Raw genomic sequence first — 13,440 nt, forward strand, 5'->3', positions numbered from 1 at the left:
ACTGGTGGGCGGCCGGGCCGCTGCCTAGGGTCGGCCGTGGAGGGCCCGTCGTGCGGGCCCCGTCGAAGACCGTGGCAGCGTGGCCACGGCCCCGGATCGGAGCGATACCGATGACGACCGACCACTGCGCCCCGCCCGTCCTGCGGACCGAGGACGGCGAGACGCTCGACGCCCTGGTGGACTCCTCCCGGCGGCTGCGCCGGTTCTGGCCCGAGGTCGCGGCCGGCCCGGAGCCCGCCGCTCCCTCGCCGACCGGCTTCCGGGTGCCCTCCGGCGCGCGGCGGGTGGTCGCCGGGATGGCCGAGTACGGGTTCTGAGCCCGCCGGGCCGGGTTATCGGAACGGGTCGGGACCGGGGCGGAACCGGATCCGACCGGAGCACGTCACATCCGCGCGGAGCGGCGAGGAGGCGGCACCGCTGAGCCCTCGGGAGGATGTGCAGATGGACCTGGAGACGATGCCCCGGCGTGGTCGGCGGGCGGTGGCCCTGGCCGCTCTGGCACTGGCGGCGGTGGTGACGGTGGCCGGCTGTGACGGGGGCGGCAAGTCCGCCTCGGACTCGGCGGTGAGCGGCGCGGGCGCCGCCTCCGCCTCGGCGAGTGCCTCCGCGCAGGCCCCGGCGGACTCCGCGAGCCCGTCCTCGGCGGCCGCGACCGGGCCGGCTTCCGGTGCCGCTCAGCCGCCGGCCGGCCAGACGGCCACGGCGGCCTCGCCGGCGCCCGGGCAGCCGGCCCCGGCCACTCCCCCGGGCAACGGGATCGCGGTGGGCGAGCCGAACCCGAACGGGTCGGGCTCGCCGGTGCGCCCGCCGGTCGGCTACCGGGTGGACGGCACCACCAAGCTGACCGTCTACTTCTTCGGCGGGGTCTGCAGCACGTACGCGCTGAAGGCGGACGAGTCGCAGCCGGGCCGGGTGGACGTGCTGGTCGTGCCGGGACCGCCGACCGTCCAGCCGGGTCAGGTGTGCAACGCCCTGGCCAAGCGACAGTCGGTGTCGGCCGACCTGCGCTCGCCGCTGGCGGGGCGGACCGTGGTGGACCGGACCAGCGGCCAGGAGGTGCCGCTGGAGGGCGACCCGCACATCGGGCCTGACCCGGTGAGCCCGGACGTCGCCGGACGGTAGCCGCGCCGCGGCCGGAGGAACGAGAAGGCGGCCCCGGGGTGACCCCGGGGCCGCCTTCCGCAGCGGGCTTAGCTGAACGAGTCGCCGCAGGCGCAGGAGCCGGTGGCGTTCGGGTTGTCGATGGTGAAGCCCTGCTTCTCGATGGTGTCGACGAAGTCGACGGTGGCGCCGCCCAGGTACGGGGCGCTCATCCGGTCGGTGACGACCTTGACACCGTTGAAGTCCTTGATCACGTCGCCGTCGAGCGAGCGCTCGTCGAAGAACAGCTGGTAACGCAGGCCGGAGCAGCCGCCGGGCTGGACGGCGACGCGCAGCGCGAGGTCCTCGCGGCCTTCCTGCTCCAGCAGGGCCTTGACCTTGGCCGCGGCGGCATCGGTGAGGAGGATGCCACTCTCGACGGTGGTCTCGTCCTGGACGGTCATCTGCTTTCTCCCGGTCTTGACGACGGTCTGCCGCCAGTGCCAACCAACCGCCGTCCGGTTTCATTTCCCGGGTGGGCGATGAATTGCGCGGCCTGTTCGCGGCTGGATATCCGTGGGCCGGGTGTGCCACCCGCGTCCCCTACGCTCCCCATGCTCGCACACCCCCGGACGGCGGGTCACCGTCGCGCGGTCCCGAGGTCGTGGATCCGGGTGAACCGGCCCCGCGGCGGGCCGCCGGACGCCAGGATGGTCCTCATGATCATTCGCCCGGTCAGGGACACCGCCGCGGACGCGGAGGTCGTCCGGGAGCTCGCCGACGCCGCGTTCGCCGACACCTCCCCGGCCGGGGCGGCGCCGGGGCCGACGCCCCTGCGGCTGGCCGGGACCAGACACCTGGCGCGCACCGATCCCGGGGGCTGCTGGCTGGCCGAGAGCGGCGGCGAGCCGGTCGGGGCGGTGCTGTCGATCCGTCGGGAGGGCCTGTGGGCGCCCTCCCTGTTCGCCGTCCGGCCGTCCGCCCAGGGCAAGGGCGTCGGGCGGCTGCTGCTGGAGCGGGCGGCGGCGCACTCCCGGGGCTGCCTGCGCGGAATGGTCTGCGCCGCGGACTCCCCGGCGGCGGCCCGCCGCTACCGGCTGGCCGGGTTCACCCTGCACCCGGCGATGCGGCTGGCCGGACGGGTGGACCGGGACGGGCTGCTCGACCCCGGGGACATCCCGGTGCACCGCGGCAACGCGACCCACCTGCACCTGCTGGACTCGGTGGACCGGCGGCTGCGCGGGTCCGCGCACGGGCCGGACCACGAGCTGATGCTGGGCCACTTCGAGGAGCTGCTGATCGCCGACGCGCTGGCCGGCAGCGGCTACTGCTACCGGGACGGCGGCGTGGTGCGGCTGCTCGCGGCCACCAGCAAGCGGATCGCCGCCCGGCTGCTGCGCGAGGCGCTGGCCCGGGTGCCGGACGGCGTCGAGGCACGGGTGGAGCACCTGACCGCGGAGCAGGAGTGGGCGCTGGACGTCGGGCTGGAGGTGGGGCTGACGCCGCGGGCCGGCGGCTTCGTCGGGGTGCGCGGGATGCGGCCGCCGACGCCGTACCTGCCGAGCGGGGCGTTCCTGTAGGCACGCGTACGGCCCCGCCGGAATGCCGGCGGGGCCGTGGACGTCAGGGGACTCAGACCATGGTGTCCAGGATCTCCCGGACCATCTCCATGGTGGTGCCGGGGTGCAGGAAGGCGAAGCGGGCGACCGTCTCGCCGTCCCAGCCGGTGGGGGTGACGAAGCCGATCTGGTCCGCGAGCAGCTGCTGCGACCAGCGGTAGTAGTCGTCGTTGGTCCAGCCCACGCGCTTGAAGCAGACCGCCGAGAGCTGCGGGTCGAACAGCAGCTCCAGGTGCTCGGTCTCGCGGATCAGCTGGGCGGTCTCCCGGGCCAGCGTGAGTCCGGCCTCGATGGCGTCGGTGTAGGCCTGGACGCCGTGCACGGCCAGCGAGAACCAGAGCGGCAGGCCGCGGGCGCGCCGGGTCAGGTGGTAGGCGTAGTCGGTGGGGTTCCACTCGTCGCCCTCGGTGTGCAGGACGTCCAGGTAGGAGGCGTCCTGGGTGTGCACGGCGCGGGCGAGCTGCGGGTTGCGGTAGATCAGCGCGGCGCAGTCGAAGGGGGCGAACAGCCACTTGTGCGGGTCGACCACGAAGGAGTCGGCGTGCTCGATGCCGTCGTAGCGCTCGCGCACCGAGGGGGCGAACAGGCCGGCGCCGCCGTAGGCGCCGTCCACGTGGAACCAGAGGTCGCGCTCGCGGGCGACCTCGGCCAGGCCCTTGAGGTCGTCGACGATGCCCTCGTTGGTGGTGCCGGCGGTGCCGACGACGGCGATCACCGTCTCGGGGTGGGGGTCGGCGGCCAGCGCGGCGCGCAGCGCCTCGCCGGTGAACCGCCGGTCGACGGTCGGGACCTTGAAGGCCTCGACGCCGATGATGTTGAAGGTGTTCTTGACCGAGGAGTGCACCTGGTCGGCGACGGCGATCCGCAGCCGGGCCTCCGGGCCGACGCCCAGCCGGCGGCGGGCGGTGTCGCGGGCGACGACCAGGGCGGAGAGGTTGCCGGCCGAGCCGCCGGAGACGAAGGTGCCGCCGGCCGACTGGGGCAGGCCCGCCCGGTCGGCTATCAGGCGCAGCACCTGGTTCTCGGCGGCGATCGCGCCGGCCGCCTCCAGCCAGGAGATGCCCTGCAGGGAGGCGCAGGAGACGACCATGTCGAACAGCAGCGCGGCCTTGGTCGGGGCGCACGGGATGAAGGACAGGTAGCGCGGGCTGTCGGCGGAGATGACCGCCCGGGACAGCTCGTGGTCGTACAGCTTGAGCACGTCGACCGGGTTGTTGCCGTGCTGGTTGAGCAGGCCGGCCAGCTGGGCGCGCAGGTGCTCGCCGTCACCGGGGTGGTCGAGCGGGACGGGGTCGTACTGCAGCCGCTCCCGCATGTAGTCGAAAACCAGGTCGACCAGTTCGTTGTCGGGCCGGTGCATGCGGTCGGGTGCTGCGGACACGGCTGTCCCTCTCGGCGTGGGGTGTCGGGGGGCGCCCGGTCGGCGGGAGGCTTCACCGCGACGACCGGACGTGATCAGAGTAGGCAGCGCGGACGCCCCGCCGCGCGTCGGAACGCGGCTGGTCAGGCAGGTTTCGGGCGTCTTCGGGCGGGTCCGCGCAGGATTCCTGCGTACGGCCGGCGGGCGCTACCCGATGAGCTGGGAGAGGACCACCGAGGAGCGGCTGCGCTGCACGCCGGGCTCGCGCCGGATGCGCTCGATGACGGCTTCCAGGTGGCGCATGTCGGCGGCCCGCAGGTGGACCAGGGCGTCCGGGTCGCCGGTGACCGTCCAGGCGGCGACCACCTCGGGGAACTGCCGCAGGCTGGCGAGGATCTCCTCGGGGGCGGTGCGCTCGCGGCAGTAGACCTCGACGAAGGCCTCGGTCTGCCAGCCCAGCACGGACGGGTCGAGCACCACGGTGAAGCCCCGCACCACGCCGCGCGCCCGCAGCCGGTCGATCCGCCGGCGCACGGCGGTGGCGGAGAGGTTCACCTGCAGGCCGATCTCGGCGTACGAGGCGCGGCCGTCGCTGCCGAGCCGGGCGAGCAGGAGCCGGTCGGTCTCGTCCAGGTCGGCCCCGACCACCTCGTGCGCTCGGCTGCTGGTCATGGGTACGGGGCTCCACGGGTCGTACGGGGGTCGGCGGGGTCGCTCCGGGCGGCGGACTGCCACTACCGAAACGGTTCGTCACCATTCTGGCGGATGACCTGGACGAGTTCACCGCCGCCGGATGACGGGCGGGAGGCCGTCACGGGACGTCGGGAAGCCGTCACGGGACGAGCAGCACGATCTTCCCCCGGGTGCGGCCCTCGGCGCTGAGCGCCTGGGCGGAGGCGGCCTGGGCCAGCGGGAAGGTGGAGGCGACGGTGACGGTCAGCCGCCCGTCGTCGGCGAGCGCGGCCAGCTCGGCGAGGCCGCCGGCGTCCGGGCGGACCCAGACGTACCGGCCGCCGACCGCCTTGACCCCGAAGTCGGCGACCGAGGCGATCCGGCCCGGGTCCGCCACCAGCTCGGCCGAGACCCGGACGGCGCCGTGGCCCACCAGGTCGAGCGCCGCGTCCACCCCGTCGGGGGCGAGCGCACGGACCCGGTCGACCAGGCCCTCGCCGTGGGCCACCGGATCGGCGCCGAGGCCGCGCAGGAAGTCGTGGTTGCGCTCGGCCGCGGTGCCGATCACCCGGGCGCCGGCGGCCCTGGCCAGCTGCACCGCGAGATGGCCGACCCCGCCGGCGGCGGCGTGCACCAGGACGGTCTCCCCCTCGGCCAGGCGCAGTGCCCGCAGGCTCTGGAGGGCGGTGAGCCCGGCCAGCGGCAGGCCGCCGGACTGCGCCCAGTCCAGCGCGGCCGGCTTGCGGGCCAGGGTGCGGACGGGGGCGGAGACCAGCTCGGCGTAGGTGCCGTGCTCGACGGCGTCCTTGCGGACGTAGCCGAACACCTCGTCGCCCGGGGCGAACTCGGTGACCGCGCCGCCGACCGCGCGGACCACGCCGGCCACGTCCCAGCCCATGACCAGCGGGAAGTGCGCGTCGAGGATGCCGTCCAGGGCGCCGTCCCTGACCTTCCAGTCCACCGGGTTCACCCCGGCCGCCCGGACCTCGACCAGCACGGAGTCGGGGCCGACCTTGGGGTCGGGCAGGTCGGTGTACTCGACCACCTCGGGGCCGCCGTAGCGGTTGATCGCGATTGCTTTCATGGGCTCAGCCATACCCGCGGGCTTGGAAATATCGATTCGGCCACCGGCGGAAGCATCCGTTTCGACGAGCGGTTCTCGTCACATCGACAGGATGGCCATCGTCACTCTGACGCTAAGCGGTTAGAATAGATAGCGTCAGTTAGACGAAAAGGCCCCACCGCTAGCTCGGCCGCACAGAAGGGCACCCGCCCGTGACCACCACCATCACCGAGACCCACGGCGTCGACCCCACCCCGACCCCGCTCGCTCTGCTGCTGCTCGGCCGCGAGGCCGACCCGAACAGCGAGCGCGGCGTCGAATGCCCCGGTGACCTCCCCCCGGCCTCCGACCCGAACCTCGTCGAGCGCGCCCGCGCGGCCAAGGCCGCGCTCGGCGACCGCGTGTTCATCCTCGGCCACCACTACCAGCGCGACGAGGTGATCGAGTTCGCCGACGTCACCGGCGACTCCTTCAAGCTCGCCCGCGACGCGGCGGCCCGCCCCGAGGCCGAGTACATCGTCTTCTGCGGCGTGCACTTCATGGCCGAGTCCGCGGACATCCTCACCAGCGACCGGCAGCAGGTCGTCCTGCCGGACCTCGCCGCCGGCTGCTCGATGGCCGACATGGCCACCGCCGAGCAGGTCGCCGAGTGCTGGGACGTGCTGACCGACGCCGGCATAGCCGACGTGACCGTCCCGGTCTCGTACATGAACTCCTCCGCCGACATCAAGGCCTTCACCGGCCGGCACGGCGGCCTCATCTGCACCTCCTCCAACGCCAAGCGCGCCCTGGAGTGGGCCTTCGAGCAGGGCCAGAAGGTGCTGTTCCTGCCCGACCAGCACCTCGGCCGCAACACCGCGGTGCGGGACATGGGCTTCTCGCTGGACGACTGCGTGGTCTACAACCCGCACCGGCCCAACGGCGGCCTGACCGCCGAGCAGCTGCGGAACGCGAAGATGATCCTCTGGCGCGGCCACTGCTCGGTGCACGGCCGGTTCAGCCTGGACTCGGTGAACGACGTCCGCGAGCGGATCCCCGGCGTGACCGTCCTGGTGCACCCCGAGTGCAAGCACGAGGTCGTCGCGGCCGCCGACATGGTGGGCTCGACCGAGTACATCATCAAGGCACTGGACGCCGCCGAGCCCGGCTCCAAGTGGGCCATCGGCACCGAGCTGAACCTGGTCCGCCGCCTGGCCAAGGCGCACCCGGACAAGGAGATCGTCTTCCTGGACCGCGCGGTCTGCTTCTGCTCGACCATGAACCGGATCGACCTGCCGCACCTGGTCTGGGCGCTGGAGTCGCTGGTCGAGGGCCGGGTGCCGAACGTGATCACCGTCGACCCGGAGACCGAGAAGTACGCCAAGGCGGCGCTGGACCGGATGCTGGCCCTGCCGTAGTCCGCAGTTCCCGGGCCCGGGAACCCGCGGCCGTACGCACGAAGGGCGGGCCCCCTCCCACCGGAGGGGGCCCGCCCTTTCGTCTGGCAGCAGCCGCAGGCGCTACTCGGGGAAGCCCGGGATCACGCCCTCGCCGTCGGCCATGAGCAGTTCGCGGACCTCGTCGATCGTCGCGTCGGCACTCGGCAGGATCAGCTCGGACGGCTCCAGGGAATCCAGCGGCACCGGGGTGCCGAACTGCTTCACCGCGTCGATGAGCTTGCCGTAGGCCTGGCGGAAGAGCGTCTCGTCCCCCGACTCCACTGCGGTGACAAGCTCCGCGTCGAGCTCGTTGAGCAGGTTCAGGTGGTCCTCGCCCACCTCGTACTGCCCTTCACCCATGACCCTCATGATCATGCCGTGCGTCTCCCTGGTTCGTGGGGTCGAGCTCAGATCACTTGTTGTAATTGATGCGCGGAGTGTCCTGCTGCGGCTGCGGCTGGGCACCCGGCTGCTTGCCCTGCTCGATCGCGGCGGGACCGGCCGAGGACGGGCCGGACAGCTCGGCCTTCATCCGGGCCAGCTCCAGCTCGACGTCGGAACCGCCGGCCACGCGCTCCAGCTCGGCCTCGATGTCGTCCTTGCGGCCGAGACCGCTCGCGTCGTCGAGCGCGCCGGAGGCGAGCAGCTCGTCGATGGCGCCGGCGCGGGCCTGCATCTGGGCGGTCTTGTCCTCGGCACGCTGGATCGCCAGGCCGACGTCGCCCATCTCCTCCGAGATGCCGGAGAAGGACTCGGCGATGCGGGTCTGCGCCTGCGCGGCCGTGTACGTCGCCTTGATGGTCTCCTTCTTGGTGCGGAAGGCGTCCACCTTGGCCTGAAGTCGCTGGGAGGCGAGCGTGAGCTTCTCCTCCTCGGCCTGGAGCTGCTGGTACTGCGTCTCCAGGTCGGTGATCTGCGACTGCATGTTGGCCTTGCGGGTCAGCGCCTCGCGGGCGAGGTCCTCGCGGCCGAGCGACAGCGCCTTGCGGCCCTGGTCCTCGTACTTGGCCGACTGCTGCTGGAGCTGGGTCAGCTGGAGCTCGAGCCGCTTGCGCGAGGTCGCGACGTCCGCGACACCGCGCCGTACCTTCTGCAGCAACTCGAGCTGCTTCTGGTACGAGTAGTCGAGCGTCTCACGCGGATCCTCCGCCCGATCCAAGGCCTTGTTCGCCTTGGAGCGGAAGATCAGCCCCATACGCTTCATGATTCCGTCGCTCATGGGCCTCGGGTGCCCCCTTCTCCGGCCTGCGGTCTCTATCTCGTTACCAGACACGACGAGTGTATGTGCAGCGAGCCCGTCGCCGCAGTGCACCTGCCTGCAACAAGACTGCTACAGCGACCGGAGGCGTTTCCTCCTCCCCCGGGTGGATCCGCCCCTCATACCTCCCATCGTCCATCCGACTGATCCCCTACGGGAAGGCCCCCGGAAACGCGGCCCGGACGCCGTCCCTGCGGTATCGATATGCGTTTGGGTCCGAGGTCACCCCTGGAAGCCGCCCGGCACCCCGTACGCTGGTGGTGTGTTCCGACGCCGTTCAGATGATGCCGCCGCCTCCGCCACCGTGCTGGAGAAGCAGGACGAGACGACCCAGGCCCGCGACCCGCAGGCCAAGAAGGGCCGCCCCACCCCCAAGCGCAGTGAGGCCGAGGCCAACCGGCGTACCCGGGTGACCGTGCCCAAGGACCGCAAGGAGGCCGCCCGCCAGGGGCGCGAGCGGATGCGCGCCGAGCGCGAGAAGCAGCGCCAGGCCCTGATGAACGGCGACGAGCGCCACCTGCCGGCCCGTGACAAGGGCCCGGTGCGCAAGTTCGCGCGCGACTACGTGGACTCCCGCTGGTCGCTCGCCGAGTTCTTCCTGCCGGCCGCCGTGGTCATCCTGGTGCTCAGCATCGTCAAGGTGCCGACCCTCCAGCTGCTCTCCACGCTGCTGTTCCTGCTGTTCTTCGTGTTCGTCGTCCTGGACTTCGTCCGCCTCGGCCTCGGCCTGCGCAAGCAGCTGGCCGAGCGCTTCGCCGGGCAGAACACCCGCGGCGCCGTCGCGTACGGCATCATGCGCACCCTCCAGATGCGCCGGCTGCGCCTGCCCAAGCCGCAGGTGCGGCGCGGGGAGAAGCCCTGACCGCCGAACCGGTCGACTCCGGCTGGGCTCCGCCCTCCTGGGAGGGGCCCGGCCTCTACGCGGTTCCCGGACAGGGGCGCACGCTTCCGGGGCAGGGCGAGGGCGGCCACGACCGGATCGCGCAGGAGCGCCGGCTGCCCTCGCGCAGCGGGTCCTTCGCGGGCGGCACCGCCGCCTGGCCGACCCGGCCCGGCGGACTGCGCAACTTCGTCCGCCAGGAGCTCGTCGCCCGCCAGCTCGCCGAACAGCTGTCCGGCCGCAGCGCGCAGCGCGTCCTCGACATCGGCTGCGGCCAGGGCACCCAGGCGCTGCGGCTGGCCCGGGCCGGCCACTACGTCACCGGGATCGACTCCGACCCGGTCGCGCTCGGCGTCGCCCAGGCGGCGCTCGCCGAGGAGCCGCCGGAGGTCCGCGGCCGGATGCAGCTGCTCAGCGGCGACGGCCACCAGTGCGGACGCTGGTTCGGCCCGCGCAGCTTCGACGTGGTGCTCTGCCACGGCGTGCTGACGTACCTGCCCGACCCGGACCCGATGATCGCCTCGCTGGCCCGGCTGCTGGCGCCCGGGGGACTGCTCTCGCTGCTCGTCCGCAACCGCGACTCGCTCGCCCTGCGGCCGGCCGCCGCCGGGGACTGGCGGGCCGCCCTGCACGCCTTCGAGAGCGACCGGTACTACAACCGGGTCGGACTGGCCGCACGGGCCGACCGGCTCTCCGACCTCACCGTCACCCTCTCCGAGGTGTCGGTGCCGCTGCGGCACTGGTACGGCGTGCGGGTCTTCACCGACAACGCCGCGGACGACGCGGCCCCGCCGGTGGACGGGCGGCAGCTGGCCCAGCTCCTGGAAGCCGAGGACCGGGCCGGCCGCACCGACCCGTACCGGCAGGTCGCCGCGCTCCTGCACGTGATCGGGGCGAAGTAGCCCCGCGCGCCCGGCCCCGGGCTCAGCCCTCGTGCAGGCTCATCGCGTAGACCTTGTTGCCGTCCTCCAGCAGGACCGCGGTGTCCACGCCCTCCTCGGCGAGCTGCTTCCAGGTCTCCCCGATCCAGGTCTCGGCGTCCCCCTGGCCGGCGAACTCCTCCTGGCCGCCGCCGGGCGTCACCGCGCTGCCGTCCGCCTTCTCGTACCGCCACGTCCAGACCATGCCCGGCTCCTCCCACTGACGCTGCCTGTGTGCTGCGCACCATAGCCTGCCCGACCCGACCCGCCGTATACCTCTCGGGCAGGATGGCGGCATGGCGACCCCACCCGAGCCCACCCGTCCCCCGCTGCCCCGCACGCTGCTGCTCGGCGGCGCCCGCTCCGGCAAGTCCACCCGCGCCGAACAGCTGCTGGCCGACCACCCGGACGTCCTGTACGTGGCCACCGGCGGCACCCGGGACGGCGACGCCGAGTGGGCCCAGCGGGTCGCGCTGCACCGGGAGCGCCGGCCGGGGAGCTGGCGCACCGCCGAGACCTGCGACCTGGAGGCCGTGCTCGCCGACCCGGCCGACCCGGCACCGGTGCTGATCGACTGCCTCGCCCTGTGGCTGACCGCCGTGATGGACGAGTGCGGCGCCTGGGACGACGCGGTCTGGGCGGACGGCGGCGAGGCCGCCGTGCGGCGCCGCTGCGACGCGCTGGCCCGGGCCTGGGCCGCCACCGGACGGACGGCCGTCGCGGTGAGCAACGAGGTCGGCATGGGCGTCGTCCCGGCCACCCCCGCGGGCCGCCGCTTCCGCGACACCCTGGGCCGGCTCAACATGGCCGTGGCGGACGCCTCGGAGCGCGTCCTGCTGGTGGTGGCCGGACAGGCGCTCACCATCAAGCCGGACGTCAAGCCAGCCTCAAACTGAACACCTTCGGCGTGTAGCCTTCCGGACGATGGACACGACCGTGGATCTCGATACGTTCTCCTCGCTCGTCGAGCGCCCCGACGAGAGCGCCCGGCGGGCCGCCGAGGAACGCTGGCAGGCGGCCGACCGGCCGCGCGGCGGGCTCGGCCGGCTGGAGGAGCTGGGCAGCTGGCTGGCCTCCGTACAGGGGCGCTCGCCGGTGCTGCCGGTCTCCGCCCCCAAGGTGCTGCTGTTCGCCGCCGACCACGGCGTGGCGGCGCTCGGAGTCTCCCGGATGCCCGCCGAGGGCGGCACCGCGGCCCGGGTGCGGGCCGTGCTCGACGGCAGCGCGCCGGTGTCCCGGCTGGCCGCGCGCTACGGCGCCCAGGTGCGGGTCGTCGACGTCGCGGTGGACGCCGACCCGCACGAGTTCCCGGACGAGGTGGTCGCCCGCCGGATCCGGCGCGGCTCCGGGCGGATCGACGTCGAGGACGCGCTCACCGCGCAGGAGACCGTCCGGGCGTTCCGGGCCGGCATGGCCGTCGCCGACGAGGAGGCCGACGCCGGCACCGACCTGGTGCTGCTCGGCGACCTCGGGGTCGGCGCCACCACGGTGGCCGGCGTGCTGGTCGGCGCGCTCTGCGGGACGGACGCGGCGGCGGTGACCGGGCGCGGCTCCGGCATCGACGACCGCGTGTGGATGGTCAAGTGCGCCGCCATCAGGGACTCGCTGCGGAGGGCCCGGCCGGTGCTCGGCGACCAGCTGGCGCTGCTCGGCGCCACCGGCGGGGCCGACTTCGCGGCGATCACCGGCTTCCTGCTCCAGGCGGCCGTCCGACGGCTGCCGGTGGTGCTGGACGGCGTGGTCTCGGCGGCCTGCGCGCTGGTCGCGCAGCGGATCGCCTTCCGGGCCCCGGAGTGGTGGCGGGCCGGGCAGTCCAGCGGCGAGCCGGCCCAGGCGAAGGCGTACGACCGGCTGACCCTGACGCCGCTGCAGGACCAGGGCATCACCATGGGCGAGGGCGTCGGCGCGCTGCTGGCGCTGCCGCTGCTCCAGGCCGCGGGCGACGTGCTCGCCGACGAGGCGCCGAAGCCGTTCGTACCGGCCGCGCCGAGCGCGCCGAGGGAGCAGCCCAAGCTGCCCTCGGCGGCGGACCTGCTGCGGAAGCTGTAGCGGCACGGCCCGGCTGACTGCTTGACACCCCACAAGAACGCCCCTGGTCAGGGGCGTTCTTGCTTGTTCGTGAGAGGAACGCGATTCATGGCGAGCGGCGGCGATCGGGCCGGCTGGGCCGACGGCCTGAGGTTCGGGTTCGGGACGCTGTCCGTCCTGCGGGTGCGGGTGGAGCGGTGGGACCGGACCGCGGCGGCCCGGGCGATGCTGACGGCCCCGCTGGTCGGGCTGGTGCTGGGGGCCCTGGCGGCCCCGGCCGGGGCGCTGGTGGCCTGGCGGGCGGGCGGGCTGCTCGGCGCGGTGACCGCGGTGGGGGTGCTCGCCGGACTGACCCGAGGGCTGCACCTCGACGGTCTGGCGGACGTCGCCGACGGGCTGGGCAGCGGGAAGCCGGCCGAGGACGCGCTGCGCATCATGAAGCAGTCCGACATCGGTCCGTTCGGCGTACTGACCCTGGTCCTCGTGCTGCTCGCCCAGGTCGCCGCACTGGCCGGGCAGTTCGACCACTCCCCGCTGCGCGGCGCGCTCGCGGTGCTCGCCTCGGCGACGGCCGCCCGGTGCGCGCTCTCCTGGGGCTGCCTGCGGTCGGTGCCGGCCGCCCGGCCCGGCGGGCTGGGGGCGATGGTGGCGGGCACCGTGCCGCCCGCCGGGGCCGCCGCCGCAACGGCCGCCGCGGCGCTCGCCCTGGCCGCCGCGGGACTGTTCGACGGATGGTCAATTCTCTTTCTCCCACTGGCCGTTGTGCTCGGTACCGGCTGCGCCCGACTGCTGCTCGGCCGGTGTGTGCGGCGGTTCGGCGGGATCACCGGCGACGTGCTCGGCGCGATGGCCGAAACCGCCGCGACCGCCTCGCTGTTCGCCCTGGCCTTGCTCGGCTGATACCGGGCGGCGCGTGATCCCAGCATGCGGACTACCATGCGTGGAGCACCGCAGCCCTGCACCGTGGCAGGTCCTGCCCGCCCGGCGCGCACCGAGGAGCCGGGGCCTCTGGTGTGCGCGGCCGCGCGGACGGCCGCGCGCACCAGGGGGCCCGGACCCGCGGAGGCCCGCCGGCGGACGGCCTGCGACGGCGGGCTGCGCCGGTGCGGCAGCCTCGCCGTGGCCGGCCGTGGACCGCGAAA

Annotated in this window: 15 protein-coding genes and 1 pseudogene; 9 read left to right on the forward strand and 7 right to left on the reverse strand. The window is 73.9% G+C overall.

Features of this window, described 5'->3' with window-relative positions; translation table 11 throughout:
* The first annotated feature begins 110 nt into the window (after nt 1-110).
* Complete coding sequence (locus ACZ5OX_RS03540; RefSeq protein WP_449790752.1) at nt 111-317, forward strand: hypothetical protein; 207 nt, start codon at nt 111-113, stop codon at nt 315-317.
* A gap of 124 nt (nt 318-441) precedes the next feature.
* A complete protein-coding gene (locus ACZ5OX_RS03545; RefSeq protein WP_465628549.1) occupies nt 442-1,122 on the forward strand; it encodes a hypothetical protein in 681 nt (226 codons plus the stop codon).
* Nucleotides 1,123-1,190: 68 nt separating this feature from the next.
* Here the strand turns inward: ACZ5OX_RS03545 and erpA are convergent, their stop codons facing one another.
* Nucleotides 1,191-1,544, reverse strand: a complete 354-nt coding sequence (erpA, locus tag ACZ5OX_RS03550; RefSeq protein WP_316520866.1) for an iron-sulfur cluster insertion protein ErpA — start codon at nt 1,542-1,544, stop codon at nt 1,191-1,193.
* Between the two features lie 255 nt (nt 1,545-1,799).
* Between erpA and ACZ5OX_RS03555 the strand changes: the two genes are divergently transcribed.
* On the forward strand, nt 1,800-2,660 hold the full coding sequence (locus ACZ5OX_RS03555) for a GNAT family N-acetyltransferase (protein WP_465628550.1): 861 nt from the start codon (nt 1,800-1,802) through the stop codon (nt 2,658-2,660).
* Between the two features lie 52 nt (nt 2,661-2,712).
* Here the strand turns inward: ACZ5OX_RS03555 and ACZ5OX_RS03560 are convergent, their stop codons facing one another.
* The 3 genes from ACZ5OX_RS03560 to ACZ5OX_RS03570 all read right to left on the reverse strand — a co-directional run bounded on the left by ACZ5OX_RS03560 (nt 2,713) and on the right by ACZ5OX_RS03570 (nt 5,815).
* Nucleotides 2,713-4,080 carry a pyridoxal phosphate-dependent decarboxylase family protein gene (locus ACZ5OX_RS03560; protein ID WP_465628551.1) on the reverse strand — a complete coding sequence of 456 codons (1,368 nt, stop codon included), beginning with the start codon at nt 4,078-4,080 and terminating at the stop codon, nt 2,713-2,715.
* A gap of 186 nt (nt 4,081-4,266) precedes the next feature.
* Complete coding sequence (locus ACZ5OX_RS03565) at nt 4,267-4,731, reverse strand: Lrp/AsnC family transcriptional regulator (protein WP_049651848.1); 465 nt, start codon at nt 4,729-4,731, stop codon at nt 4,267-4,269.
* Between the two features lie 160 nt (nt 4,732-4,891).
* Nucleotides 4,892-5,815, reverse strand: a complete 924-nt coding sequence (locus ACZ5OX_RS03570) for an NADP-dependent oxidoreductase (RefSeq protein ID WP_465628552.1) — start codon at nt 5,813-5,815, stop codon at nt 4,892-4,894.
* Nucleotides 5,816-6,006: 191 nt separating this feature from the next.
* Between ACZ5OX_RS03570 and nadA the strand changes: the two genes are divergently transcribed.
* Complete coding sequence (gene nadA / locus ACZ5OX_RS03575) at nt 6,007-7,191, forward strand: quinolinate synthase NadA (protein ID WP_392869438.1); 1,185 nt, start codon at nt 6,007-6,009, stop codon at nt 7,189-7,191.
* 102 nt (nt 7,192-7,293) lie between these two features.
* On the opposite strand, the gene pspAA is transcribed toward nadA, so the two are convergent.
* Nucleotides 7,294-7,587 (reverse strand): PspA-associated protein PspAA, encoded by a 294-nt coding sequence (gene pspAA / locus ACZ5OX_RS03580; protein WP_392869440.1) that lies wholly within the window; start codon nt 7,585-7,587, stop codon nt 7,294-7,296.
* A 37-nt stretch (nt 7,588-7,624) separates the two neighbouring features.
* Complete coding sequence (locus tag ACZ5OX_RS03585) at nt 7,625-8,431, reverse strand: PspA/IM30 family protein (protein ID WP_392869442.1); 807 nt, start codon at nt 8,429-8,431, stop codon at nt 7,625-7,627.
* Between the two features lie 301 nt (nt 8,432-8,732).
* Between ACZ5OX_RS03585 and ACZ5OX_RS03590 the strand changes: the two genes are divergently transcribed.
* Together ACZ5OX_RS03590 and ACZ5OX_RS03595 are read left to right on the forward strand one after the other, a co-directional pair.
* On the forward strand, nt 8,733-9,332 hold the full coding sequence (locus tag ACZ5OX_RS03590; RefSeq protein ID WP_449790758.1) for a DUF3043 domain-containing protein: 600 nt from the start codon (nt 8,733-8,735) through the stop codon (nt 9,330-9,332).
* A 197-nt stretch (nt 9,333-9,529) separates the two neighbouring features.
* Nucleotides 9,530-10,252 carry a class I SAM-dependent methyltransferase gene (locus tag ACZ5OX_RS03595; RefSeq protein ID WP_392870075.1) on the forward strand — a complete coding sequence of 241 codons (723 nt, stop codon included), beginning with the start codon at nt 9,530-9,532 and terminating at the stop codon, nt 10,250-10,252.
* 22 nt (nt 10,253-10,274) lie between these two features.
* On the opposite strand, the gene ACZ5OX_RS03600 is transcribed toward ACZ5OX_RS03595, so the two are convergent.
* Nucleotides 10,275-10,475 carry a hypothetical protein gene (locus ACZ5OX_RS03600; protein ID WP_392869445.1) on the reverse strand — a complete coding sequence of 67 codons (201 nt, stop codon included), beginning with the start codon at nt 10,473-10,475 and terminating at the stop codon, nt 10,275-10,277.
* 37 nt (nt 10,476-10,512) lie between these two features.
* Between ACZ5OX_RS03600 and cobU the strand changes: the two are divergent.
* The 3 genes and pseudogenes from cobU to ACZ5OX_RS03615 form a co-directional block, all read left to right on the forward strand.
* A pseudogene (gene cobU, locus ACZ5OX_RS03605) lies at nt 10,513-11,166 on the forward strand (bifunctional adenosylcobinamide kinase/adenosylcobinamide-phosphate guanylyltransferase); the annotation flags it as partial.
* Nucleotides 11,167-11,194: 28 nt separating this feature from the next.
* A complete protein-coding gene (locus ACZ5OX_RS03610; protein ID WP_465628553.1) occupies nt 11,195-12,319 on the forward strand; it encodes a nicotinate-nucleotide--dimethylbenzimidazole phosphoribosyltransferase in 1,125 nt (374 codons plus the stop codon).
* An 87-nt stretch (nt 12,320-12,406) separates the two neighbouring features.
* Entirely contained in the window at nt 12,407-13,198 is a 792-nt protein-coding gene (locus ACZ5OX_RS03615; protein ID WP_465628554.1) for an adenosylcobinamide-GDP ribazoletransferase, read from the forward strand.
* Nucleotides 13,199-13,440: the final 242 nt, after the last annotated feature.

It is taken from the genome of Kitasatospora sp. NPDC032121 (assembly GCF_055580145.1).